Source organism: Bradyrhizobium sp. (assembly GCF_035935975.1).
In the GTDB taxonomy this organism is placed as follows: Bacteria; Pseudomonadota; Alphaproteobacteria; order Rhizobiales; family Xanthobacteraceae; genus Bradyrhizobium.
In genome coordinates this window covers 103118-126790 of the sequence record NZ_DASYWN010000057.1, presented here as the reverse complement: position 1 = coordinate 126790, position 23673 = coordinate 103118, and the positions used below count along the sequence as shown (strand labels likewise).

Here is a 23673-nt window from a genome sequence, read left to right as displayed (position 1 = left end):
AGAAATATCAGGAGATCTCCCATGTCTGATCTGGTCGCGATCGTGTACCCGAGCGAGGCGAAGGCCGAGGAGGTTCGTCAACAATTGCTCAAGCTGCAACGGGAGTACTTGATCACCATCAGTGACGCCGTCATCGCGGTGAAGACTGAAGGCGGCAGCATCAAGCTCAATCAGCTTGTCAATACGACAGCGACCGGTGCCATCACCGGCAGCTTCTGGGGCCTCCTGGTCGGCGTACTCTTCCTCAATCCGATCATCGGGGTCGCGGTCGGCGCCGCATCGGGCGCGATCGGAGGTGCGCTGTCGGACTTCGGCATCAACGATTCCTTCGTGAAGGAATTGTCCGCATCACTCCAGCCGGGCAACGCAGCCCTTTTCGTCTTGATCAAGAACATGACAGCCGACAAGGTGCTCAAGGAGATCAAGGGGGCCGGCGGGATCGTGCTCAAGACGTCCCTGGACGAGAGCAAGGAAAAGATCCTGCGCGACGCGCTGGCGAGCGCAGCCCAACAGACGCCGGCCGAGCCGCCTATCGCCGACCGCCCATCAGGCGCAGCAGCATCATGAACAGGTTGATGAAGTTGAGATAGAGCGACAGCGCCGCAAGTGCCGACTTGCGGCCTGTCGCGGTCTCATCATCCCGGCTGTCATACATTGCCTTGATCCGCTGCGTGTCGTACGCGGTCAGGCCGGCAAAGACGCCAACGCCGACGATCGAGATCAGCCAGTCGAGTCCTGTCGACCTCAGGAAGATGTTGACCAGGCTCGCGATGATGACGCCGATCAGGCCCATGAACAGGAAGCTGCCGATCCCGGACAGATCGCGCCGCGTGGTGTAGCCAAAGATACTGAGCGCTCCGAACATTGCGGCGGCGATGAAGAAAACGCGCGTGATCGAGGAGCTGGTATAGATGTGCAGCAGGATCGAAAGCGAGATTCCGACCAGCGCGGCATAGACGAAGAACAACAGCCGCGCCGTGCCCGCCGACAGCGTATTGATGCGCGCGCCGATGAAAAACACCAGCCCGATCGGCGCCAGGATGAAAACCCACATCAGCGGGCTCTGAAGGAAGGCAGGACCCGTGACCTGATAAGTCACCCACGCCACGAGGGCGGTCAGGCCGACGCCGGCGGCCATATAGTTGTAGATGCGCAGCATGTAGGCGCGCAATCCGGGATCAATCGCGAGCGAGCCGCCAACAGGAGCTGAGACCGTCGCGTTCGGGTCGTAATTTGTCATCACCCGCCTCCTCATATTCTCCGCAGGAAGAAACAAGGCTATGGGCCTGCTCCCGGCGAGAAAATCGGATGATCACCCGAGTAGGGTGAGATGCATCACCTTACCATGAATGCTGCGCAGCTTCTAAACTTGCCGGGAGGTAACGCGATAATCGGGAAGCGCTCTTCACCCTTTTTGCTGAGACTTTCTTTCCGAGTTGTCACTGGAAGCCGGGACCGCGCCGGCCTAATCCGTTTCGATGCGCTATTTCTTTCATATCGTCGACAAGTATGGCCTGTCCCGGGACGGGACAGGCCACGAATGCGCGAACCATGAAGCCGCCGCGTTGCACGCCCGGCATATCGCGATGGAACTCTCCAAGGCGGGCGAGTTCTTCCGGTCCAGCTTCGTGTTGGTCGCCAGTGCCGGAGCGCCTGGCTCGACCAGGCGGCACTAGGGTACGACGGCCGATTTCCGGCTGGGCCCTCTACATAGATTCCCTGATGTCCGGCGCCGGAGTTCGCCTCTAAGGTTGCAAAAGGGTGGCCGGCCCATCCGCTCGCGCGATCATTGCGCCTCCGCTTTTGCCGGCCGGAAAGCCAGTGTCGTCATGGCTCCTTCGACGAACCAGGTCGACCAGAAGCTTTCGCGCAGCGCGCTCGTTGCGCTCGTGATCGGGTCGATGGTTGGTTCCGGCATTTTCGCGCTGCCGGCGTCGTTCGGCCGCTTCACCGGTGTGCTCGGAACGCTGATCGCCTGGGTCATTGCCGGCACCGGCATGCTCATGCTCGCCTTGGTTTTCCAAACGCTCTCCCGCCGCAGGCCGGATCTGGACGCAGGCATCTACGCCTACGCCAAGGCCGGGTTCGGAGAGTACGTCGGATTTGCTTCAGCGGCCGGCTACTGGATCGGATGTTGCCTCGCCGACGTGGCCTGTCTCATCCTGATCAAGGCGACGATCGGACAGTTCTTTCCCGTCTTCGGCGATGGCACGACGCCGACGGCCATCGCGGCGGCATCGGTGTTGCTATGGGCCGTCCATTTCCTGGTGCTGCGAGGTATCAAGGGCGCCGCGACCCTCAACACGGTTGCGACTTACGCCAAGATCATTCCGATCCTGATTTTCATCGTCGTCGGCTTTATCGTCCTCGATCCGGACTTGATCTCACAGAATTTCTGGGGAACGGAGCAGCCCAGCGTGGCAGCGGTGTCCGGGCAGGTCCGGAGCACCATGCTGCTCACCGTATTCGTCTTCGTCGGAATTGAGGGCGCAAGCGTGTACTCGCGCTACGCCAGGGATCGCTCCGACATCGGGTTTGCGACGGTCGCCGGGTTCCTGTCGGTTCTCTGCCTTCTCGTTCTCGTGACGCTATTGTCCTATGGCGTCCTTCCGCGCCAGGAGCTGATGGGCCTGCCGACACCGTCGATGGCCGGCGTGATGGAAGCGATGGTCGGGCGTTGGGGCGCGCTCTTCATCAGCGTAGCCCTGCTCATCTCCATTCTTGGCAACTACCTGTCGTGGTCACTGCTTGCGGCGGAGGTCCTGCACTCCGCGGCCATCAACCGCACGATGCCTTCCTTTCTCGCGATCGTTAACACCCACCAGGTTCCCTCGGGCGCGCTCTGGCTCACCAACTGTGTCATCCAGGCATTTCTTCTCGTGACCTGGTTCGCCGAATATGCGTTTACGCTCGCCTTGAAAATGACGAGCGCGATGACGCTGGTCCCATATTTTCTGGTCGCGGCGTACGGCCTCAAGCTGGCGTGTGTCGGCAAGTCCTACCATGCGGGCGAACGTGCCCGCACCGTCGACGGGATCCGCTCGGCGATCGCAACGCTCTACACCATCGGCATGATCTACGCGGGCGGCCCGACGTTTCTGCTGCTGTCGTCGATACTCTATGCGCCGGGAACGTTTCTGTTTTTCCTCGCCAAGCGCGAGCGCAAGGAGGCCGTCTTCCAGCCGTTCGAGGTCGTCATCTTTGCGATACTCGCGTTCGCGGCTTGTGGGGGTGTCTATGCGCTTGCCGTTGGCTTTATCTCGATCTGACGTCGTGTGTTCGAATGGAGGCCAACATGAATGTCCGGACCGCTTGGGGCACTCTGATCCTTGCCGGATCAATCGCGGCCGCGCAGCCGCCGAGCTCCTAGGCGCAGACGGCCGATCCGGCCGCCGTCGCGCCAAAGCAGGTCACGACGCCTGTGCCGAGTGCGCCAAATATGAATACGAACCCGACAAAGCATCGCTACTGGCGCCATCGCGGCGGCCAGCATCCGCACTATGGAAGCCGCCGCGTTCGCACCTGAGCCCGGCACGACGGTTCGTCATCGTAACCCGCCGAGACATCTACCGATGAGCGACGAGAGGACAGACCTGGAGCGGCCACGCGAGGTGATGGTCCGTGAGCCCTCAAGCCGGGCCGGGATCGGCCAGCGGCGCGGCGCGCTCGCAACGGGGCTCGCCTTGCTCGCCACTTGCGTTGCTCTCTTCCTGGTATGGCAGACGCTTTCGAGCCTCCTCATTATCTTCGCAGGCGTGCTGTTTGCGGCCTTTCTGGACGCCGCCGCGCGGGCGCTGGCGTCGGTTATGCCGCTCAATCGCATCTGGCGGCTGACATTGGTGCTGCTGCTGTTCACCGCCGTGATCGGGCTCGGCCTCGTCTGGGGCGGCGCAAAGCTGCCGGAGCAAACGCGCATCTTGCTGAAGGTCATGGATGCCCAGTTCGACGTCTTGCAGGAACGTCTTCTGACCTACGGTGTCGATCTTCTCGGTCCGGAATGGGGCCGAGACCTTGCGCAGTGGCTGTTGTCCGATCAAGGCCGGTTTTTCAGCCACGCCCAACTCGTCCTTGGCAGGGCCTCAAGCTTTCTGACCGGCGTGCTCGTGATCGTGTTTCTCGGTATCCTCTTTGCGTTCGATCCCACCAGCCATCGCGAAAGCCTCGTGATACTGGCAAAGCCGTCCAGCCGTGCGCGAATGCGCGCCGTGATGAACGAGATGGGAAGCGTTCTGCGGTTGTGGTTCGTCGGACAGTTGATCCGCATCCTCCTGATGACGCTGTGCGTTTGGATTGCACTCTATCTCATCGGACTTCCCGGTCCGTTCGTGCTCGGGCTGCAGGCCGGCCTGTCCAACTTCGTTCCGTATCTGGGACCCATCCTTGCCGCGATACCGATCGCGCTCGTCGCGATGCCGCTCGGCGCCTCACTGCTCTTCTGGGCTCTCGTCGTCTATACGGTCATTCAATCGATCGAGGGCTACGTCATCGGTCCGCTGATCCAGCGCCAGGCGGTCGAAACGCCCCCCGCGTGGACATTGGTCGCGATCGTGCTGTTGGGCGCGACGCTGGGGGTGATGGGTATCGCACTCGCCATGCCGCTCGTCGCCGTCGGCCGGGTCGCAATCATCAGATTCTACGTTGAGGATTACCTCGGCGATGACTGCGGAGGGATGTTCAACAAGGAACCATCGCAAGTGGGTGCGCTATGACCGAGATCGGAGCCGAACCGGACGGTGGAATGGAGCCATCCGCGAAGCATTCGGGGATGACGCATTTTCTGTGGCAGCAACTGCCCTACATCATTGCACTGGTCCTTGCCGTCGCTGGCGTCGCCTATACCAACGCCTCGCACCAGCCGCTCGTCGGTTACTGGGAATTTCTCGCCCTCGCCATCGGCGTCGTGTGCGTCGTCACCAAATGGCCGGAGCTCGATAGCAAGGCGGACCGGTGGCGGCTAATCTGGACCCAGGCGATGCATTGGGTTGCCGTCCTGGTCGCGATGAACATCGTGCTGATGTCAGGCGTCCAGCAATTGCTGCCGACACCGGCAACCAGCCTCGTTCTTCTCACGTTGCTTGCACTCGGCACCTTCCTCGCGGGCGTCAGTCTTCTGTCGCCGCAGATTGCCTTCCTCGGCCTGGCGATGGGCGTCACGGTTCCGGCGATCTCCTGGTTGCAGCAATCCATCATCTTCTTCCTGTTGGGCGCCGTCCTGCTGATCGGCCTCGGCATCACGTTCTGGCTTAGCCAGGATCGCAGCCCAGGGAGCTCGCCTGCCAACACGGGAAGCCAAACGGAGGCCTGAATGCGCATCCACCTGTTGCTCACGATCGTCTGCGGATCCGCCTTGATCTGCGTCGATACGCTGCCTGCGCACGCCGCGACGTTCAGGGTCGGCCGGCTCGTATGTGCCAGTACCCCGCGCGTCGGATTGGTGCTTGGTTCTGCACAGGAGCTTCGCTGCGTCTTCACTACGACGCGCCCGACCCGGCAATACGTCTACGAGGGGCGGATCAGGCGGGTTGGTATCGACATAGGCGTGACCAGCGCAGGGACGCTCTCGTGGGCGGTCTTCGCCAGGAACTCGCGCGTCGGACCCGGCACGCTGCGGGGGAACTACGTCGGAGCGAGCGGCAACTTTGCGCTCGGCCCCGGGCTTGGCGCGAATGTTCTGATCGGAGGCTCGCGCCGGTCGATTGCACTCCAGCCCCTGTCGATCGAACGGTCGATTGGATTGAACCTTGCGGCGGGCGTGACGAATCTGACTCTCGGCGCGCGCGGAAGGCGATAGCGGCTCATCCCGGAACCGGAGGCTCGCGCGACAATGGACCTTGCGGAAGTCTCAGTCACGGTGCTGGCGGCGGGTTTCCTGACATTCGCCGCTGGCGGCGCGGCCTGGCCACAGGCCCCCCCGGGCGCTCCGCCCGCTGTCGGCGTGGTTGACGCGATCGAACTGCGCGAACGCTACGGTCTGCAAGGAGGTCTGGAGGCCGTGGTCATCCGGCTCCGGCTGCCCAACGGCCGCATGTACGGCAAATCTGGCAAGCTGAACTTCGTGGACAACACGATCGCTCAGAATACCGACACGATAACCGTGCGCGGCATCCCGGCCTGAGTTGCCGGGGCCTCATACTGTGAAGGAAGCGTCGGTCATTCCCTCAACGCGCAAATTCGGCCTGCTTGGCTGCCGCGTCATAGATCTTGATCTGAATGGCCGGAAACCGGTCCTTCAGCTCGATGGCCGCTCTGTGCGCGCCTTCTCTGGTCGTAAATGTCGTCTTTGTGCGGCCATCTACAATGATCGCAAATCCTTCGAGCGGAAGGTCGTGTAGACGCTGATGCATGATCGTTGAAAATCCCCCTGTGCGCGGCGATTTGGCGTGAGTCGCTGCGACTCTTCAAGCCAAGAGGCGTCCGAGCCTTGGTGCGCCCACCATATCGATCACTTACCCAGACAAAGCGTTTGCGCAGCAGAGCTTTCAAACGGTCCTTTCTTGCGACCAGCGATCAGCCAGCGCGCGACGACGCGATGGGCTCGGTCGCGGCTTAACTCGGCACAAACGACGGCCAGGAGTGGCGCCGCGCTTGTCCAATGATGGATTGGTGGGATCGCCGGACCAACACAAAGCTCGAGCGCTGGATCGGGCGCGGTGTCGAAGAATCGGCCGACTCCGCTTGCAATGTTTAGTAATTGGTGGTTCACTAAACAAATCGAGCCTGCCGGGCCTATAGAATCCGGGTGGCGCGAGGAAACGCCAGTTTAGTTGTTCAGCTCGTCATGGACTGTGTCGCTCCGCTCGAAGCATTCGAGCGGGTAGGAAAGCCGCGCCATGTCGATGGCCGGCCCACTCGGAGGGAACGTGTAATGAAACGGACAATGAAGACGCTTGTAGTGGCTTGCGGGGCAGTTGCCGCCGCGCTCAGTGTCGGAGCGGGCACCACGCCCGCGCAGGCGCAAGGCAAGACCATCACGCTGTGCTGGGCCGCATGGGACCCGGCCAACGCGCTGGTCGAATTGTCGAAGGACTTCACCGCCAAATCGGGCATCGGTATGAAGTTCGAATTCGTGCCGTGGACCAATTACGCAGATCGATTCCTGAACGAACTCAATTCGCACGGCTCGCTGTGCGACCTCATCATCGGCGATTCACAATGGATCGGCGGCGCCGCGGAGAACGGCCAGTACGTCAAGCTCAACGATTTCTTCAAGAAGGAAGGAATCAGCATGGACGACTACATGCCGGCCACGGTGGTCGGCTATTCCGAGTGGCCGAAGAACACGCCGAACTACTGGGCGCTCCCGGCGATGGGCGATGCTGTCGGCTGGACCTATCGCAAGGACTGGTTCGCGCGGCCGGACGTGCAGAAGGATTTCAAGGCCAAATACGGCCGCGAGATCGCCGTGCCGAAGACGCTCGATGAGCTCAAGGACATCGCGCAATTCTTCCAGGGCCGCGAGATCGACGGCAAGAAGGTCTATGGTGCCTCGATCTACACCGAGCGTGGCTCGGAAGGCATCACCATGGGCGTGTCGAACTACCTCTACGACTACGGCTTCAAATACGACGATCCGAAGAAGCCCTACGCGATGGACGGGTTCGTGAACTCGGCAAGCGCCGTGAAGGGGCTCGAGGCCTACAAGGAGCTCTACAAGTGCTGCACGCCGCCCGGCGCCTCCAATTCCTACATGTCGGAGGGACTTGATGCCTTCAAGTCCGGCCAGGTCGCGCTGCAGATGAACTTCTTCGCCTTCTTCCCGGGCCTCTACAAGGACCCGAATGTCGGCGGCGACAAGATCGGCTTCTTCGTCAATCCGGCCGGTCCCGCCGCGCAGGCGACGCAGCTCGGCGGCCAGGGCATCTCGGTGGTCTCCTACTCCAAGAACCAGGCCGAGGCGCTGCAATACATCAAGTGGTTCTCCGGCGGTGACGTCCAGAAGAAGTGGTGGGCGCTCGGTGGCTATTCCTGTGCGAAGTCCGTGCTGAACGACCCGAGCTTCCCGAACAGCGCGCCCTTCGCCAAGGAGTTCCTGCAATCGATGGGCATGGTCGTCGACTTCTGGGCCGAGCCATCCTACGCCCAGCTGCTGCAAGCCGAGCAGAAGCGCGTGCATGACTATGTGGTGGCCGACAAAGGCACCGCGCAGGAAGCGCTCGACGGTCTGGTGAAGGACTGGAAGGCGATCTTCAAGGAAGAAGGCAAGAAGTTCTGAAGTAGCTGCCCGGAGCGCGCGTGCGCTCGCGCTCCGGGTTTCCTTCGAGATGACCGGAACCGTCGCATCGTCGGCTCCGGGTGCCAGGATCGGTCGCTGCAATGAACGAATTGAGTGCCTCATCGCGGATCACATATCGGGCCGTCATGGTCCGCCCAGGCGTGGCGCGTCGTATCCGGGGCCTGTCGGACAGGACGCTCGCCTGGCTCTTCATCACGCCGACGATCGTGCTGTTGCTGGCGATCAATATCTTCCCGCTGCTCTGGACGATCTATCTGTCGTTCACGAACTACCGCGCCAACAGGGCCAACGTGCCGACGATCTGGCTGGGTGCCGACTGGTACCAGTCGATCCTGACCGACCCCGATATCTGGGCGGCGATGCAGGTCACCGCGCATTTCGTGATCTGGACCGTGGTGATCGAGACCGTCCTCGGATTTGGCCTGGCCTATCTCATCGACAAGAAGTTCCGCGGCCACGGGATGTGGACCACGATCATCCTGCTGCCGATGATGTTGTCGCCCGCCGTCGTCGGCAATTTCTGGACGTTCCTGTACCAGCCGCAGATCGGCCTGTTCAATTACGTGGTCGCCTTCTTCACCGGCCGCGCCGCCTCGTCCTTCCAGATGCTGGGCGACGTCACGCTGAGCCCCTGGGCCATCGTCATCGTCGATGCCTGGATGTGGACTCCTTACGTGATGCTGATTTGTCTTGCCGGTCTGCGTTCGATCCCGGATTACATCTATGAGGCCGCCGAGGTCGATCGCGCGTCGAAATGGCGGCAGTTCTGGTCGATTACGCTGCCGATGGCGCTGCCGTTCATCATGCTGGCGGTGCTGTTCCGCGGCATCGAGAATTTCAAGATGTTCGACATGGTCAACCTGCTCACCGGCGGCGGGCCGGGATCGACCACGGAAGTCGCCTCGATCACGCTCAAGCGTGCGGCGTTCGAGAGCTGGCGCACCGGCTATTCCTCGGCCTTCGCGATCATCCTGTTCGTGACGGTCTTCGGTCTCGCCAATATCTATGTGAAGGCGCTGAACAAGGTGAAAAGCCGATGACATCAGCCACCACAGCCCATTCGGTCGTCGAGCCGTCGGCCACGACGCGGCGCTTTGCCGGCTCGCTCGTCGTGCTCTACGCCATCATCACCATGATCCCGCTGGTCTGGATCATGCTCACCGCATTCAAGTCGCCTGATGATGCGATCTCCTATCCGCCGAAGGTGATGTTCAAGCCGTCGCTCGAAGGCTTCTGCAATCTGTTCACGACCCGCTCGCGCCAGACGCCGGAATTCATCCGCTCGCTGGGGCCGCCGCAGGGGCTTTGCGACAGCATCGCACGCGACCGCAACATGGTGGTCGCCGGTCCGTCGAATTATGTGCCGCGCTTCGTCAATTCGCTGATCATCGCGTTCGGCTCGACGGTGCTCGCCGTCGCGCTCGGTACTCTGTCGGCCTATGGCTTCTCGCGGTTCCGCGTGCCGCTGAAAGACGATTTGCTCTTCTTTATTCTATCGACCCGGATGATGCCACCAATCGCGGTCGCGATCCCGATCTATCTGATGTACCGCACCATCGGTTTGTCGGACACCAGGCTCGGCATGATCCTGCTCTACACTTCGGTCAACGTCTCGCTCGCGGTCTGGCTGCTCAAGGGGTTCATCGACGAAATCCCGCGCGAGTACGAGGAAGCGGCGATGATCGACGGTTACACCCGCTTCCAGGCTTTCGTGAAGGTGGTGCTGCCGCAGGCCACCACGGGAATCGCGGCAACCGCAATCTTCTGCCTGATCTTCGCCTGGAACGAATACGCCTTCGCCGTGCTTCTCACTTCAGGTAACGCGCAGACGGCGCCGCCATTCATTCCGATCATCATCGGCGAGGGTGGACAGGATTGGCCCGCAGTGGCCGCCGGCACGACATTGTTCCTGGTGCCGATCGTGGTGTTCACGGTGCTTCTGCGCAAGCATCTGCTTCGCGGCATCACCTTTGGAGCGGTCCGCAAATGAGCATCGATGCCACTTCATCCATCGTGCGTCGCGGTCTTGCGGACCGTGTTCTTCGGCGTGGTCCGCTCGAAGCCGTGGCGACAACGATCATCGCCGCCGGTGTTGTGATGCTGATGCAGCCATTCTCTCTGACGCTGTATTCCTGGTCGTTTGCCACGACCCTGTTTGGCACGGTGATGTTCACCATCGTGTCGAAGGTCCGGGAGTAGGGGCGATGGCACAGATCAAGGTCGAGGCGCTCGACAAGTCCTTCGGTGCATTTCATGCCGTCAAGTCCGCCAGCTTCACGGTGGAGGACGGCCAGTTCCTTTGCCTGCTCGGACCTTCCGGCTGCGGCAAGACGACCACGCTCCGCATGATCGCCGGCCTGGAGCTGCCGACAGCAGGCACGATCAGGCTAGACGGGGAAGACGTGACGATGAACCGCGCATCTGCGCGCGATATCGCCTTCGTGTTCCAGCTCTTCGCGCTCTATCCGCACATGAATGTCCGGCGCAACATCGGCTTTCCCCTGAAATGCGAGGGCATCGGTGCGGCCGAGCGCGACCGGCGGGTGGTCGAGGCCGCGCGCATCCTGCGGATATCGCACCTGCTCGACCGCTCCGTCTCAGGCCTTGCCGGCGGCGACCGGCAGCGCGTCGCGCTGGGACGGGCGATCGTGCGCAAGCCAAAATGCTTCCTGATGGACGAGCCGCTCGGCGCGCTCGATACCGAGATGCGGGAGGCCATGATCCATGAGTTGCGCGCCCTGCATGACCGCCTGGGAGCGACGACCGTCTATGTCACCCATGACCAGCTCGAGGCCATGGCGATGGCTGACAGGATCGCGGTGATGAACAACGGCGTCGTCGAGCAGGTCGCGAGCCCGCGCGACATCTATGACCGGCCGGCTTCGCTCTTCGTCGCCGACTTCATAGGCTCGCCGCCGATGAATTTCCTGCCGTTCCGCGGCGGTCTGCAGACCGGTGCAGAGGCGATCAGGCTCGGCGAGCGCGATGTGGTCATTCCTGCGGCGCGCGAGGCGATGGTGGAGAGTGAACTCGTGCTCGGGGTGCGGCCCGAGCATGTGCGCTTCACCGATCGCGGCATGGTGCGCGGCGAGGTCTATGGCACGGAATATCTGGGTACGACGCAGATCGTGACTGTGACGACGCATTACGGTGCGCTTAAGGCTCGTTCACCCAGCAGCAGATCGTTTCGGACCGGCGAGACTGTCGGACTCGACTTTCGGCCCGATACGCTGTCGATCTTCGATAAGGCATCCGGCCGCGCGATTCGCACCGCGCTGCACGAAGGAGGTGCGCATGGCTGAGGTCGAGATCAAGGCCGTCTCCAAGGCGTTTGGCAAGACTCAAGCCCTGAGCGATCTGTCGCTGACCGTGAGCGATGGCGAGTTCGTGGCATTGCTCGGGCCGACCGGTGCCGGCAAGACTACGGCATTGCGCCTGATCGCCGGATTGGAGCAGCCGGACTCTGGCTCGATCCGTATCGACGGGCGTGACGTGACCGGTGATGCGCCGGCGGATCGCGACGTCGCCTTCGTCTTCCAGCAATATTCGCTGTACCCGCATCTCACCGTGTTCGAGAACATGGCTTTCGCGTTGCGTGCGCCGACCCGCCGCGTGCCCGAAGTTGACATCCGCGTGAAGGTGCAGGAGGTGGCGCGTCTGCTTCACATCGAGACCAAGCTGGATAACAAGGCGACGCAGCTGTCGGGCGGGCAGATGCAGCGTGTCGCGATCGGCCGGGCGCTGGTCCGTTCGCCCTCGATCTATCTGATGGACGAGCCGCTCTCCTCGCTGGATGCCAAGCTGCGCGGCGAGCTCCGCCTCGAGCTCAAGCGGATCCAGGTCGACCTCGGCGCGACAATTCTCTATGTCACCCACGACCAGACCGAGGCGATGACCATGGCGTCGCGCATCGGCGTGCTCGAAGGCGGGCGGCTGATGCAGATCGGCACGCCGCGGGAGATCTACGAGAACCCGATCAACGCGCATGTCGCGGCGCGGCTGGGCCAGCCGACGATCAATCTGCTGCCGGCGGCCCTGTTCGCCGGCGCGCCAACCGGCGTCGAGACCATCGGCGCGCGGACCGAGCACCTGACGATCGCGCGCGGTGGCGGCGACGTCTCGGCGACTGTCAAGCGGGTCGAACATCTTGGCGACCAGAGCCATCTCCATCTCGACCTCGCCGGTCGGCCGGTTGTGACCCTGGCGGATCCCGAGGCGGGCTTTGGCGCCGGAGACGTTGTGTCACTCCGTCTGAACAAGCCGCTGTTTTTCGATGCGAAGGGCGGGAGGGTAGCGGCATGAGCCTTGATCGGGTAGCCAGGGAGAGATTGGTGCGAGCGCTGGCAGGGTCAGTGATCGAGCACGCGGACGAGTTGACGAGCCTCGACCAGGCGATTGGCGATGGGGATCACGGCCTGAACATGAAGCGAGGTTTCGAGGCCGTGCTCGCGGCATTGCCGGGCCTTGCCGACAAGTCGCTCCCGGAAATGCTGAAGGCGATTGGAATGACGTTGGTGATGAAGGTCGGCGGTGCTTCAGGGCCGTTGGTCGGAACCTTCTTCATGGAACTGGGCAAGGCGCTTCCGGAACGACCGAGCCGGGCCGATCTGATCGCGGCGACGGAGAAGGCGATCGAGGCCGTCAAGGCGCGTGGCCGTTCGGAGGCGGGACAGAAGACGCTGCTGGATGTCCTGGTGCCTGTGCACGCCGTTCTGGCGGGAGGCGGCGATGCCAAGGCAATCGCGGCGGAGGCTGCGCAAGCGGCCGTTCGCACCACGCCGATGCAGGCGATTCGCGGCCGCGCGTCGTTTCTTGGCGAACGTTCCATCGGTCATATGGACCCGGGCTCGCGCTCGGCGTCCCTTCTGATCGGCGCAGCAGTCGAGACACTGGAATTCGAGGTCAATACATGAGCAACGTCGGAATTGTCATTGTGTCGCATTCGCCGAAGATCGCGGAAGGCGCGGCCGATATGGTGCGCCAGATGGTCGGGGACGCAGTGCCGCTGGCCTGGACCGGTGGCGATGTCGATGGCGGGCTCGGTACGAACGTTGCAGGAATCCTCGAGGCGATCGAGACGGCCTGGTCACCGGCAGGCGTCGCGATCCTTGTCGATCTCGGCGGTGCCGAGACCAATTCGGAAATGGCGGTCGAGATGCTCCCTGAAGACCGGCGCGCGCGCGTGCTGGTTTGTAATGCCCCGGTGGTCGAGGGGGCTGTGATCGCGGCGACCGAATCTTCGGGCGGCTCGTCGCTTGCCGCCGTCAAGCGCAGTGCGGAGGAATTCTATGCATGATGCCAACGCCAACCGGGCGGCCCAGACGTTTGCGCCGCTGACCGCTTCGGCGGTCCTCGTCAATCCGGTCGGCCTGCACGCGCGGCCATCGGTGAAGCTCACGCAATGCGCGAAGGGTTTTACGGCAAAGATCGAAATTGCGCTTGCTGCCGAGGGTCCCTGGACCGATGCCAAGAGCCCGGTGAAAGTGATGCGTGTGAAGGCGCCGCAGGGCGCAACGCTGCATTTTCGTGTCGCCGGTCCCGATGGCGACGCGGCGCTCGCGGCCATGCTGGCGCTGGTGCATGACGGTTTCGGCGAGGCATAGAATCGTGGGCGAGATCTACCTCACCGGCCATCCCGCCTCGCCAGGCCTCGCCATCGGTCCGGTCTCCGTGCTGACGACTGAAGTGGCGAGCAGGGCGGCGAAGGGCGATTCCGCGCAGGAGGCCGCAGCGCTGAAGGCGGCGATCGATGGGGCTGCAGCAGAGCTCGCAGAGCTGATCGCGACGGTTCATGGTGAGGCTGCGGAGATCCTGGAGTTCCAGGTCGCGATGCTCGGTGACGATGCGCTTGCGGAGGGGGCTTACGAAGCTATCGCGACCGGTACGGCTGCCGATGAGGCCTGGCGCACAGCACTCGATGCGGAGATCGCCGGCTATCGCGCCGCGGATGAAGAATACTTCCGGGCTCGTGCTGCCGATCTGGTCGACATTCGCGACCGCGTGCTTGCCGGGCTGACTGGCGCAAACACGATCGCAAAGATCTCCGGTGATTCCGTCGTTACGGGTGATGATATTTCCCCGTCGACGTTCCTCGCCGTTGACTGGACCCGCGGCGGCGCCATTGCACTCGCTAGCGGGTCGCCGTCGTCGCATGTCGCGATGCTCGCGCGATCGCGCGGCGCTCCCATGGTGGTCGGACTGGGGCCATTGCCATGGAATGGACAGCCGCCGTCGCTGGCGATGGTCGATGGCGATACCGGCACGGTGATCTTCGATCCCCAGCCCGAAACGCGCCGCCTGTTCGAGCACCGCATGGCGGCAGCGAATGCGGCGCAGATTGCTGCCGACGCGGGTCGTCTCAAGCCGGCGCTGACGGCCGATGGCCGGCGTATCGCCGTCCTTCTCAATGTCGCTGCGCCAGAAGATCTCGCGGGCCTTGATCCCGCCATCTGCGACGGCATCGGCCTCGTGCGGACGGAGTTTCTGTTCGAGGGATCAAGAGGCCTGCCCGGCGAGGATGCGCAATACGCGGTCTACCGCCGCATTCTCGAATGGGCCGCAGGGCGGCCGGTGACGATCCGCACGCTTGATGCCGGCGGAGACAAGCCAATCCCCGGCGTGACGGTCGATGGCGAGCGCAATCCATTCCTGGGCTTGCGCGGGATCCGGCTCTCGCTGGCGCGGCCGGAGGTGTTTCGCGTGCAGTTGCGGGCGTTGTGCCGGGCGGCCGTCCATGGGACGCTGAAGGTGATGCTGCCGATGGTCGCGATCCCCTCGGAGCTCGATCGCACCAATGCCATGCTGGACACGGAGTTTGCGGCCCTCACGGCGGAGGGTATCGCCTGCGCCCGGCCGCCGCTCGGCATCATGGTCGAGGTCCCGTCGGCCGCGTTGTGTGCAGAGGACTTCGGCGCGGCGTTCTATTCCATCGGGTCGAACGATCTGACCCAGTACACAATGGCTGCGGCGCGCGACATCGGCGCTGTCGCCGGCCTCAACGATGCCGGCCATCCTGCGGTGTTGGCACTGATCGCGCGGACGGTCGAGGCCGGACGCAAGCGTGGTGTCGAGGTCTCGCTCTGCGGCGATGCCGCGGCGGAGACGCGCTTGACGAACGCGCTGCTGGCGACAGGCTTGACGACTCTCTCGGTCTCGCCGATTGCGGTGGCGCGGCTCAAGGCCGCCATTGCCGGGGTGACCGCATGAGCGACGACGCAGGCGAGGACACAAGCCGGCCGGGCGACAGCAATGTCGCGGACTACAAGCTCATCCTGCAGCGGGCCCTCGACAACCGGCCATCGGGGACACGGTTGAAGCTCGCGGCGGCGCTCGGCAAGAACCGCTCCTTCGTCAGCCAGATTACCAATCCGGCCTATCTGGTGCCGATCCCGGCCAAGCATGTCGCGATCATCTTCGAGGTCTGCCATCTCTCCGGTACCGAGCGTGCCGCGTTCGTCGAAGCCTATGGGCGCGCGCATCCGGGGCGGCTGCGCGGCGCCCACCGCGAGGCGCGCACCCGCGTCGTGACCGTGACGGTGCCTGATCTCGGCGACGACAAGAAGAACCGCGCGCTGGAGCAGCTCATCGTCGACTTTGCTGCCCAACTCGCCCGCTACGCCGAAAGCATCGGCTGACGAATTCGAAACTGCAAAAAACGATAACCGGGAGGACGCCATGAAAAAGCTGATCAACAGCGCCGACACGGTGCTCGAAGAGAGTCTCGATGGGTTGGCGGCAGCTCATGCCGATATCCTGCTGCTCGGCGCCGAGCGGAAGTTCGTACGCCGCCGCAGTCTGAAGCCGGGCAAGGTCGCGCTCGTCTCGGGAGGTGGCTCCGGCCATGAACCGCTTCATGCCGGCTTTGTCGGCCACGGCATGCTCGATGCCGCCTGTCCGGGCCAGGTCTTCACCTCGCCAACGCCGGATCAGATGATAGAGGCCGCGGAGGCGGTCGATACAGGGGCAGGCGTGCTCTTCATCGTCAAAAACTACGAAGGCGATGTCATGAATTTCACCATGGCCGCCGAGATGGCCGGGCGTGAGGTTGCAAGCGTCGTGACCAACGACGATGTCGCGGTCGAGAAATCGACCTACACGACCGGACGTCGTGGCGTCGCAGGCACGCTGATCGTTGAAAAGATGGTCGGCGCCGCTGCTGAAAGGGGGATGCCGCTCGCCGCGCTCAAGACGCTCGGCGATGACGTCAACCAGCGCACCCGCTCGATGGGCGTGGCGTTGCTGCCGTGTACCGTTCCGGCGGCGGGCCGGCCGAACTTCACGCTGGCTGACAATGAAATGGAAATGGGTGTCGGTATTCACGGCGAGCCGGGTCGCCGCAGGGTGCCGATGGCATCCGCCGATGCCATTGCTGCCGAGATGCTCAACGCGATCCTGGGCGATCTCGCACCGGGCAAGGGCAGCGAAGTGCTGCTTCTGGTCAACGGATTTGGCGCAACGCCGCTGATCGAACTGTACCTGATGGTCAACAGCGCCAAGCGCATTCTGGACGGAGCAGGAATCACGGCGACGCGCTTCCTGACGGGTTCCTACGTGACGTCTCTCGACATGGCCGGTGCCTCGATCACCGTCTCAGTGCTCGACGGTCAGGCGAAAGAATTGTGGGACGCCCCAGTCCACACCGCGGCGCTACGCTGGGGTATCTGATGGGCCGGCCGATGGCGAGGTCGGCCAATATCTCGGCGTAGCCGGCGTATCCCTTAAAGCGGCAAACGCGCCAAGCTCGGCTTCCGTGGCGCGAGCTGGCTTTTCGCCATCATTGCCGCCGGCGATGGCGCCGACCTTGCGCCCTTTATGAGCGCGGCGCGCCGGACGACGATTGCCGCCGGTCGCGCGCGGGGAACGGAGAAGAACATACCAGCGGTATCCCAACCGGATACACCCGGCTTATCGCAGAGCCAGGGTCGCGTTGTATCTCGACAAGCCGCGGTAGCACGATTATTAACCGCTATTGGCGAACGGCGCCCTGAGGATTGAACGTGACCAAGTCGATTGCGCGCAAACGTTTATCCGCGACAAATCCTTCGCGTGCAACGGCAGCAGAGGCACCGAAGCGTCTGCGGTCGGATGGCAACGTCACCGACACGACCTATCGAAAGCTGCTGGATCTGATTGAATCGCGACAACTTGCGCCGGGCGAGGTCATCGAGGAGCGACGGCTTGCGCTTCGTCTGAAGGTGTCGCGCACTCCGCTACGCGCCGGAATCAGCCGTCTGCTCGGCGAGGGCAGGTTGGAACAACTTTCGAACGGCTCGGTGATCGTGCGCAACATCGGTATCGCCGAGTTGCTCGAATTAATTCATCTGCGGCTCATTCTGGAAAGCGAGGCAGCCTCGCTGGCTGCAACCCGTATCGGCCTCGATGTGCTGCAGCCGATCAAGGCCAGCCTCGAGAAGATCCTGTCCACCGCCGAGATCAGCAAGGCCAGGCACTGGACGTTGGATGACGAGATTCACGACCAGATTGCCAGCCACTGCGGCAACCGCTCTCTTGCCACGCTCATTGGAGAGACCCGCCGCAAGATCAGGATGTGCAATGTGGAGCGCCGTCCCGAGCGGTTGTTGCCCGCCTGTCGTGAACACCTCGCGATTGTCGATGCGATCATCAAGCGGGACGCCGCAGTGGCGCGCCACGCGATGATCCAGCATCTGGCCAACGTCCGCCAGGGGATGCTGGAGACGTTCGGGATATTTTTGCCCGACAGTCACGGCTGATCGCCTCTGCCCCGTCCCGGCCGGCGCGAGGCTGTTTTGGCCCGCCGCATTCCCTCCCGGCTTTTAACTCTCGATTGCTGCCCTGCGTTGAGGTCACGGCTCGCGGCCTTGACAAGGCGATACCTCTAAGCTCCTATGGTATACCACTGGTATTACAAACCAGATTGATCTGCATCGGTGTCCGGACCAGAGCTTTCAGTGAACTATTCTCCTTCGTACACAGTTTCGCTCGAGCCGCTGTCCGCGGCGGCCTTTGCGCCCTTCGGCGACGTGGTCTCGCGCCCGACAGGCGAGCGACGGCGTTACCTTCCGACCATGCTGAACTGTGCCGACGAGGCGAAGTCATTTTCACTCTGGATCAGCGGCGCGGCCGCGCTCGGTCAGCTTCCGCTGCGGGCGACCACACTCGAGCGCCACCCCTTTTCGGCGCAGACCTTCGTGCCGCTCGGCTCCACGCGCTATCTCGCCGTCGTCTGCGCTGCGACATCCGACGGAGATCCTGATCTGGCGACGCTGCGCGGATTCATCGCGGGTCCCGACCAGATCGTCACTTACGCGCGCAATGTGTGGCATCATCCGATGACCGTGCTTGACGCCCCTATGGAGTTCGCGGTGGCGATGGGTGTGACGGGCCAGCAGAACGACGATGTTTTCTTCGGTCTCGATGTCGCCGTGACCATCGTTATGCCGCCGGCAGCTTCGTAGAAGGTAACGATCATGACCGCGCAAGCCGACCAGAATCGCGATTTCATCGGCTATGGGCGCAACCCGCCCGATCCGAAGTGGCCCGGCGGCGCTCGCATCGCGCTCAACATCTGCCTCAATTACGAAGAAGGATCGGAGGCTTCGTTTGCCGATGGCGACGGCGTCACCGAGGCTGCGCTGACGGAGGGCGGCGGGGGAGGCTTTGAAGGGCCCGATCTCGCTGCGGAATCGATGTTCGAGTACGGCAGCCGCGTCGGTTTCTGGCGGCTGATCCGGTTGCTCTCCGAGCGCGGCATGACGGCCACCGTCATGGGGTGCGCCCTTGCGCTGGAGCGCAATCCGGAGGCGGCAGCGGCCATCCGCGAGCTTGGATACGATGTGTGTGCGCACGGCTGGCGCTGGGAGCGACATCAACATCTTGGCGAGGATGAGGAGCGCGAGCGGATCCGCAAGACAGTGGCAAGCCTGACCCGGACCACCGGCGAGCGACCACTCGGGTGGTATTGCCGCTACGGGGCCGGAGTGAATACCCGCCGGCTGGTGGCCGAGGAGGGGGGCTTCCTCTACGATTCCGATGCCTACAATGACGAGTTGCCGTACTGGACCACGGTCGTCGGCAAGCCGCACCTGGTCGTCCCCTATGGTCTGGTCAACAACGACGCCAAGTTCATCCGTGGCGCGATGACGACCGCCGACGATTTCTTCGTCTATCTGAAGGACGCCTTTGACATGCTCCATGCTGAAGGCACGACCGCGCCGAAGATGATGTCGGTAGGCCTCCACACCCGGATCGTTGGTCATCCGGGCCGGGCTGCGGGTCTCGCGCGCTTTCTTGACCACGTTGCGACGCGTGACGCGGTGTGGGTGTGCCGACGCGCCGATATCGCCCGGCATTGGATTGCCAACCATCCCGCACAACCCCGAAAGTCTTGACCCATGGAAGGACCCGACCGATGACGCTCCGATCGAAGCTTCTTGCAATCGCGCTGACTATGGCCGGGGTCCAGTTCGCGGGCTGGATTCAGGCTCGTGCCCAGGAGGCCGATCACCCCTCGGACAAGCCGCTGGTTGTCGCGTCTGATTTCGGTGTCGCACCATGGATGGTGCGAGGCACGAGCGGTCCTGAAGGCTTCGGCGTGGATCTGATCAACGAGATCGGCAAGGAGCTCGGCCGTCCGAAGGTCGAGATCGTGGATATCAACTTCTCCGGATTATTTGCGGCATTGTTTGCCAAGCGGGTCGAATTCCTGGTCAACCCGCTGAATCTGACAGCCGAACGCTCCGAGCGGATGCTCTATACCGAGCCGCTATTCACTACCGGAAACGGCTTTTTGGTTCGCTCCGCCGACGAGATGAAGGGCTTTGACGATCTGAAGGGCAAGGCGGTGGCAGTGAACCGCGGCACCATCTCGGACACCTGGGCAACAGCGAATGCCGAGAAGTACGGATTCGAGGTGCAGCGTTATGACACCTTTCCGGACAGCGTGCAGGCCGTGCTGACCCGGCGCGCATTCTCTGCGCTCAACGAAATCCCCACAACCGTGTATGCCGCCAGTCAGAACAAGGCGATCAAGGTTGGCTACAAGGACTTCAATGGGCGCAACTTCGCCTATGCGTTCCGCCTGGAGGACACCGAGTATCGTAACAAGGTCGAGAACGTGATCGAATGCATGAAACTCGACGGGCGGCTGCGCAAGCTGCACGAGAAGTGGTACGGGGGCGCTCCGGATGCCGGCTCGGCAATCGAGACGGTGTATTTCGGCTACGGGCCTCCCGGCTTCAAGGGCTTCGAGCCGGCCGCCCATATTCCAGCCTGCAAGAAGTAGCTGGCATCACGGCCGGATCGCGGAAGCGGTCCGGCTGCCACACGGTGACAGCCGATGGACCGCATTCTCGAGTACTATTTCAACCCGAAGGTCATCGCGCTCGCGTTTCCGGACGTGCTGGCGGGTTTTCGGGTGACCGTTGCCGTCGCGCTGCTGATTATCGTGTTCGGCATCGCGACGGGGCTGCTGCTGGCGCTGCTGCGTTGTGCCAACCTGCGGCCATTGAATGCGTTGATCGTTGTTTACGTGGACGTACTGCGGACGCTGCCGCAACTCGTCATCATCGTGTTCATCTATTTCGGCCTGCCGTATGTGGGGCTCACCCTTTCGCCGTTCGTGACCACGGTGCTGTCGCTGGCGATGGTGCTGTCGGCGTTCAGCAGTGAGATATTCTGGTCGGCTATCATGGCCGTGCCCCGCGGACAGTGGGATGCCGCGAGCGCTCTCGGGTTTGGGCGGGTGCGCACGTTGCTGCAGATCATCCTGCCTCAGGCCTTCCGGCTGTCGGTGCCGCTTCTGACCAACCGGGCGATCTCGATCAGCAAGGGCACTGCTCTGGGCACCGCGGTGTCGTTGCCGGAGACGCTGGGGCAGGCGCAGAGCGTAACTGCGATGGTCGCAAATCCCTCGCCACTCACGCTCGCCGCGGCCTTCTACGTGCTGTTCTTTCTGCCACTCGTGATTGCCAGCCGCTGGATCGAGCGGCGATCAGCGCAGGGACGTTGAAAAGACCATGCAAGCGCTGCTAGACAATTTTGCCGATGTCGACGCACTGATGCGGGTCTATCCGCTACTGCTGCAGGGTGTGCTTTACACCATCGCGCTGGCGCTGGTGGCTCTGCCGCTCGGCCTCCTGCTGGGCCTGTCCATCGCCGTGGCCTACAGCTTCCATCATCGCTGGCTGAACGTTGCCCTGCTGGTCTATATCGATCTCTTTCGGGCGTTTCCGGTGGTCGTGCTGCTGATTCTGGTGTTCTACGGCCTGCCGTTCCTCGGGTTGACCCTGGGCGGTTTTGCTGCCGCCGTTCTCGCGATCGTGCTCAACAATTCCGGCTATTATGGCGAGATTTTTCGCGCGGGCATTGAGTCCGTGCCTCGCGGCCAGTACGACGCGGCGCGCGCGCTGGGCTTCAGGCCTTTGCATGTCGTGCTCTACATCGTCCTGCCGCAGGCCGTACGCAATGTGCTGGCGCCGCTGGCCAGCAATTCACTGGAGCTCGTCAAGACCACCTCGATCGGCGCGCTGGTCGCGTTGCCCGAACTTCTGCGCTCGGCGCGTGTCGCTCAGGAGCAGACCTATAATCCGACGCCGCTGATGGCGGCTGCGGTGATCTTCTTCGTCCTGCTGTATCCGATTGCGCGTTGGGTTGCGCGTCTGGAGCGGCAGGCCCTCGCGGCACGGTAAGCCATGGCCACGCTGATCACGGGTGGTGCCGGATTCGTCGGGCTTGCGCTGGCAGAGCGTCTGCTGGCGGCGGGTCAGCGCGTCGTGCTGTTCGACTTGCCGGCGGCTCCGACTGAGTTGCTCGCGCGACCCGAGCTTGCGGGCGCGGTGTATGTCAGCGGCGATGTCACAAACCGGGCCGATCTCGACGCGGCGCTCGCGGCCGCGCCGATCGACCGCGTGGTGCACGCGGCCGCAGTGACACCGAACGAGCAGCGCGAGCGCAAGGACGCGCGCCGGATCGTCGACATCAATATCGGGGGCACCGTCAACCTGATGGAGCGCGCGATCGCGCATGGCGGAATTCGACGTATCGTTGTGGTGAGCTCCGTGGCCGTCTACGGGTTTTCTGCACCTGCCCCCTCAGGCTGTTTTGAGGAGGAGATCAGTCATCCGGCGCCAGCCGCACTCTACGGTATCAGCAAGCTTGCGGCGGAACAGGCGGCGATCAGGATCGCGCATCTCCACGGCTGTGACACGCGGATCGTCCGGCTCGGGCCGGTCTATGGTCCCTGGGAATGGCCGACCCAGGTGCGCGATGCGCTCAGCCCGCACCACCAGGTCCTGCAGGCGCTCAGGTCTGGCCACGAAGCAGTGCTGCCGCGCGCGATGCGTGCCGACTGGATCTACTCGCGCGATGCCGCCGCCGGTATCGCTGCGGTCGCCATCGATGCGGCCCTGGGCCATGCGATCTATCACGTCGGTGGCGGTTGCCCGTCAGATCTGCAGGACTGGTGCCGCGCGCTGGCAGCCCGCTTTCCGGATTTCCGCTGGCGCTACGCCGAGCCGGGCGAGGCTGCCGGCATCCGCTACAACCTGCCTGTTGACCGCGCGCCGATGAGCATTGCGCGTCTCGTGTGCGATACCGGGTTCAACCCGGCCTATCCCGTGGACGCGGCGGCAGCGGATTATCTGTCTTGGATGGGTCTCGATGGCCCAGCCTCTGGAGGTACGTCATGACGGGGCGGTTACTCGGCAAGTCCATCGTGATCACCGGCGCCTCGTCTGGCATCGGGCGTGCCATCGCGTGTCGGTTCGCGGCCGAAGGCGCGCGGCTGGTTATCGCCGATGTCACCACCGATGTTCGCGAGGGCGGCGTGCCGACCATCGATCGGCTGCGGGCAGACGGCTACGAGGCGGAGTTCATTCGCACCGACGTTTCCTCCGAGGCCGATACGGGGCAGGCGGTTGCGCTCGCCGTGGAGAAATTTGGCCGGCTCGATGGTCTCGTGAACAATGCTGCCATCGGCATCGGCAAGCCATTGCTCGAAACCAGCCTCGCGGAGTGGAACCGGGCGTTTGCGGTCAATCTCACCGGCGTATTCCTGATGAGCAAGGCAGCGATTGCGACGATGCTGAGGCAGGACGTACACAACGGCGTACGCGGACGGATCGTCAATATCTCGTCCCAGCACGGCATGATCGCCTGCCCGGAGGATATTGCCTACGGCACTTCGAAGTCCGGCGTGGTCTACATCACCCGGCAGATCGCGGTGGACTACGCGAAGGATCATATCGTCTGCAACGCCGTCGCGCCTGGGAAAATCGTGACCGGCAAGCCGGGGCGTGCGGCGGAGCCGCGCTGGATGAATTATTCCAGCAGCCGGACGCCGATGCCGCGCCTGGGCGTGCCTGACGACGTGGCAAACACGGCACTGTTTCTGGCTTCCGACGATGCCACCTTCATCACCGGAGAGAACATTCTCGTCGACGGCGGCTGGATGGCCGCATGAC

General features: G+C 63.1%; 28 protein-coding genes and 1 pseudogene. 27 read left to right on the top strand and 2 right to left on the bottom strand.

The window, feature by feature from the left end; all coding sequences use genetic code 11:
- The first annotated feature begins 21 nt into the window (after nucleotides 1-21).
- The gene (locus tag VGR99_RS36660) at nucleotides 22-567 is read left to right on the top strand and encodes a DUF1269 domain-containing protein (protein WP_326904818.1); all 546 of its coding nucleotides are present in this window, start codon (nucleotides 22-24) and stop codon (nucleotides 565-567) included.
- Here the strand turns inward: VGR99_RS36660 and VGR99_RS36655 are convergent.
- Nucleotides 530-1240 (bottom strand): Bax inhibitor-1/YccA family protein, encoded by a 711-nt coding sequence (locus tag VGR99_RS36655; RefSeq protein ID WP_326904817.1) that lies wholly within the window; start codon nucleotides 1238-1240, stop codon nucleotides 530-532. The two genes, VGR99_RS36660 and VGR99_RS36655, sit on opposite strands and share 38 nt — an antisense overlap.
- 238 nt (nucleotides 1241-1478) lie before the next feature.
- On the opposite strand from VGR99_RS36655, the gene VGR99_RS40120 reads away from it, so the two are divergent.
- The 6 genes and pseudogenes from VGR99_RS40120 to VGR99_RS36630 form a co-directional block, all read left to right on the top strand.
- The gene (locus VGR99_RS40120) at nucleotides 1479-1676 is read left to right on the top strand and encodes a DUF6894 family protein (protein ID WP_414645213.1); all 198 of its coding nucleotides are present in this window, start codon (nucleotides 1479-1481) and stop codon (nucleotides 1674-1676) included.
- Nucleotides 1677-1829: 153 nt separating this feature from the next.
- Nucleotides 1830-3269, top strand: coding sequence for a basic amino acid/polyamine antiporter (locus tag VGR99_RS36650; protein WP_326904961.1), 1440 nt, complete (start codon nucleotides 1830-1832; stop codon nucleotides 3267-3269).
- Nucleotides 3270-3572: 303 nt separating this feature from the next.
- The gene (locus VGR99_RS36645; protein ID WP_326904816.1) at nucleotides 3573-4709 is read left to right on the top strand and encodes an AI-2E family transporter; all 1137 of its coding nucleotides are present in this window, start codon (nucleotides 3573-3575) and stop codon (nucleotides 4707-4709) included.
- Nucleotides 4706-5305 (top strand): hypothetical protein, encoded by a 600-nt coding sequence (locus VGR99_RS36640; protein WP_414645212.1) that lies wholly within the window; start codon nucleotides 4706-4708, stop codon nucleotides 5303-5305. Before VGR99_RS36645 ends, VGR99_RS36640 begins: the two co-directional genes overlap by 4 nt.
- Nucleotides 5306-5791, top strand: a complete 486-nt coding sequence (locus VGR99_RS36635; RefSeq protein WP_326904814.1) for a DUF992 domain-containing protein — start codon at nucleotides 5306-5308, stop codon at nucleotides 5789-5791.
- Between the two features lie 156 nt (nucleotides 5792-5947).
- A pseudogene (locus VGR99_RS36630) lies at nucleotides 5948-6103 on the top strand (efflux transporter periplasmic adaptor subunit); the annotation flags it as partial.
- A gap of 55 nt (nucleotides 6104-6158) precedes the next feature.
- Here VGR99_RS36630 and VGR99_RS36625 read toward each other — a convergent pair.
- A complete protein-coding gene (locus VGR99_RS36625) occupies nucleotides 6159-6344 on the bottom strand; it encodes a hypothetical protein (RefSeq protein WP_326904813.1) in 186 nt (61 codons plus the stop codon).
- A gap of 533 nt (nucleotides 6345-6877) precedes the next feature.
- Here VGR99_RS36625 and VGR99_RS36620 point away from each other — a divergent pair.
- The 20 genes from VGR99_RS36620 to VGR99_RS36525 all read left to right on the top strand — a co-directional run bounded on the left by VGR99_RS36620 (nucleotide 6878) and on the right by VGR99_RS36525 (nucleotide 23672).
- Nucleotides 6878-8212, top strand: a complete 1335-nt coding sequence (locus VGR99_RS36620; protein ID WP_414645211.1) for an ABC transporter substrate-binding protein — start codon at nucleotides 6878-6880, stop codon at nucleotides 8210-8212.
- A 101-nt stretch (nucleotides 8213-8313) separates the two neighbouring features.
- Complete coding sequence (locus VGR99_RS36615; protein WP_027536014.1) at nucleotides 8314-9273, top strand: carbohydrate ABC transporter permease; 960 nt, start codon at nucleotides 8314-8316, stop codon at nucleotides 9271-9273.
- The gene (locus VGR99_RS36610; RefSeq protein WP_194479733.1) at nucleotides 9270-10223 is read left to right on the top strand and encodes a carbohydrate ABC transporter permease; all 954 of its coding nucleotides are present in this window, start codon (nucleotides 9270-9272) and stop codon (nucleotides 10221-10223) included. Before VGR99_RS36615 ends, VGR99_RS36610 begins: the two co-directional genes overlap by 4 nt.
- Nucleotides 10220-10432, top strand: coding sequence for a hypothetical protein (locus VGR99_RS36605; protein ID WP_326904811.1), 213 nt, complete (start codon nucleotides 10220-10222; stop codon nucleotides 10430-10432). The genes VGR99_RS36610 and VGR99_RS36605 overlap by 4 nt, the downstream gene beginning before the upstream one ends.
- Before the next feature lie 5 nt (nucleotides 10433-10437).
- Nucleotides 10438-11535, top strand: coding sequence for an ABC transporter ATP-binding protein (locus tag VGR99_RS36600; RefSeq protein ID WP_326904810.1), 1098 nt, complete (start codon nucleotides 10438-10440; stop codon nucleotides 11533-11535).
- The gene (locus VGR99_RS36595; RefSeq protein ID WP_326904809.1) at nucleotides 11528-12535 is read left to right on the top strand and encodes an ABC transporter ATP-binding protein; all 1008 of its coding nucleotides are present in this window, start codon (nucleotides 11528-11530) and stop codon (nucleotides 12533-12535) included. The genes VGR99_RS36600 and VGR99_RS36595 overlap by 8 nt, the downstream gene beginning before the upstream one ends.
- Complete coding sequence (dhaL, locus tag VGR99_RS36590; protein ID WP_326904808.1) at nucleotides 12532-13146, top strand: dihydroxyacetone kinase subunit DhaL; 615 nt, start codon at nucleotides 12532-12534, stop codon at nucleotides 13144-13146. The genes VGR99_RS36595 and dhaL overlap by 4 nt, the downstream gene beginning before the upstream one ends.
- Entirely contained in the window at nucleotides 13143-13529 is a 387-nt protein-coding gene (gene dhaM, locus VGR99_RS36585; RefSeq protein WP_027557143.1) for a dihydroxyacetone kinase phosphoryl donor subunit DhaM, read from the top strand. Before dhaL ends, dhaM begins: the two co-directional genes overlap by 4 nt.
- Nucleotides 13522-13836 (top strand): HPr family phosphocarrier protein, encoded by a 315-nt coding sequence (locus VGR99_RS36580; protein WP_212234470.1) that lies wholly within the window; start codon nucleotides 13522-13524, stop codon nucleotides 13834-13836. Before dhaM ends, VGR99_RS36580 begins: the two co-directional genes overlap by 8 nt.
- Before the next feature lie 4 nt (nucleotides 13837-13840).
- Nucleotides 13841-15439 carry a phosphoenolpyruvate--protein phosphotransferase gene (ptsP, locus tag VGR99_RS36575; protein WP_326904807.1) on the top strand — a complete coding sequence of 533 codons (1599 nt, stop codon included), beginning with the start codon at nucleotides 13841-13843 and terminating at the stop codon, nucleotides 15437-15439.
- A complete protein-coding gene (locus VGR99_RS36570) occupies nucleotides 15436-15867 on the top strand; it encodes a hypothetical protein (RefSeq protein ID WP_326904806.1) in 432 nt (143 codons plus the stop codon). Before ptsP ends, VGR99_RS36570 begins: the two co-directional genes overlap by 4 nt.
- A 40-nt stretch (nucleotides 15868-15907) precedes the next feature.
- Nucleotides 15908-16897, top strand: coding sequence for a dihydroxyacetone kinase subunit DhaK (gene dhaK, locus VGR99_RS36565; RefSeq protein WP_326904960.1), 990 nt, complete (start codon nucleotides 15908-15910; stop codon nucleotides 16895-16897).
- 332 nt (nucleotides 16898-17229) lie between these two features.
- Nucleotides 17230-17964 (top strand): GntR family transcriptional regulator, encoded by a 735-nt coding sequence (locus tag VGR99_RS36560; protein ID WP_326904805.1) that lies wholly within the window; start codon nucleotides 17230-17232, stop codon nucleotides 17962-17964.
- A 198-nt stretch (nucleotides 17965-18162) separates the two neighbouring features.
- Nucleotides 18163-18669: an ureidoglycolate lyase gene (locus VGR99_RS36555; protein WP_326904804.1), complete on the top strand. Its 507-nt coding sequence runs from the start codon at nucleotides 18163-18165 to the stop codon at nucleotides 18667-18669.
- 12 nt (nucleotides 18670-18681) lie between these two features.
- Nucleotides 18682-19602: an allantoinase PuuE gene (locus tag VGR99_RS36550; RefSeq protein WP_326904803.1), complete on the top strand. Its 921-nt coding sequence runs from the start codon at nucleotides 18682-18684 to the stop codon at nucleotides 19600-19602.
- A gap of 20 nt (nucleotides 19603-19622) precedes the next feature.
- A complete protein-coding gene (locus tag VGR99_RS36545) occupies nucleotides 19623-20495 on the top strand; it encodes an ABC transporter substrate-binding protein (protein WP_326904802.1) in 873 nt (290 codons plus the stop codon).
- A 54-nt stretch (nucleotides 20496-20549) separates the two neighbouring features.
- Complete coding sequence (locus VGR99_RS36540; RefSeq protein WP_326904801.1) at nucleotides 20550-21221, top strand: amino acid ABC transporter permease; 672 nt, start codon at nucleotides 20550-20552, stop codon at nucleotides 21219-21221.
- A 7-nt stretch (nucleotides 21222-21228) separates the two neighbouring features.
- Nucleotides 21229-21900, top strand: a complete 672-nt coding sequence (locus VGR99_RS36535; RefSeq protein WP_326904800.1) for an amino acid ABC transporter permease — start codon at nucleotides 21229-21231, stop codon at nucleotides 21898-21900.
- A gap of 3 nt (nucleotides 21901-21903) precedes the next feature.
- A complete protein-coding gene (locus VGR99_RS36530; protein ID WP_326904799.1) occupies nucleotides 21904-22899 on the top strand; it encodes an NAD(P)-dependent oxidoreductase in 996 nt (331 codons plus the stop codon).
- A 26-nt stretch (nucleotides 22900-22925) separates the two neighbouring features.
- A complete protein-coding gene (locus VGR99_RS36525; RefSeq protein ID WP_414645210.1) occupies nucleotides 22926-23672 on the top strand; it encodes an SDR family NAD(P)-dependent oxidoreductase in 747 nt (248 codons plus the stop codon).
- Nucleotide 23673: the final 1 nt, after the last annotated feature.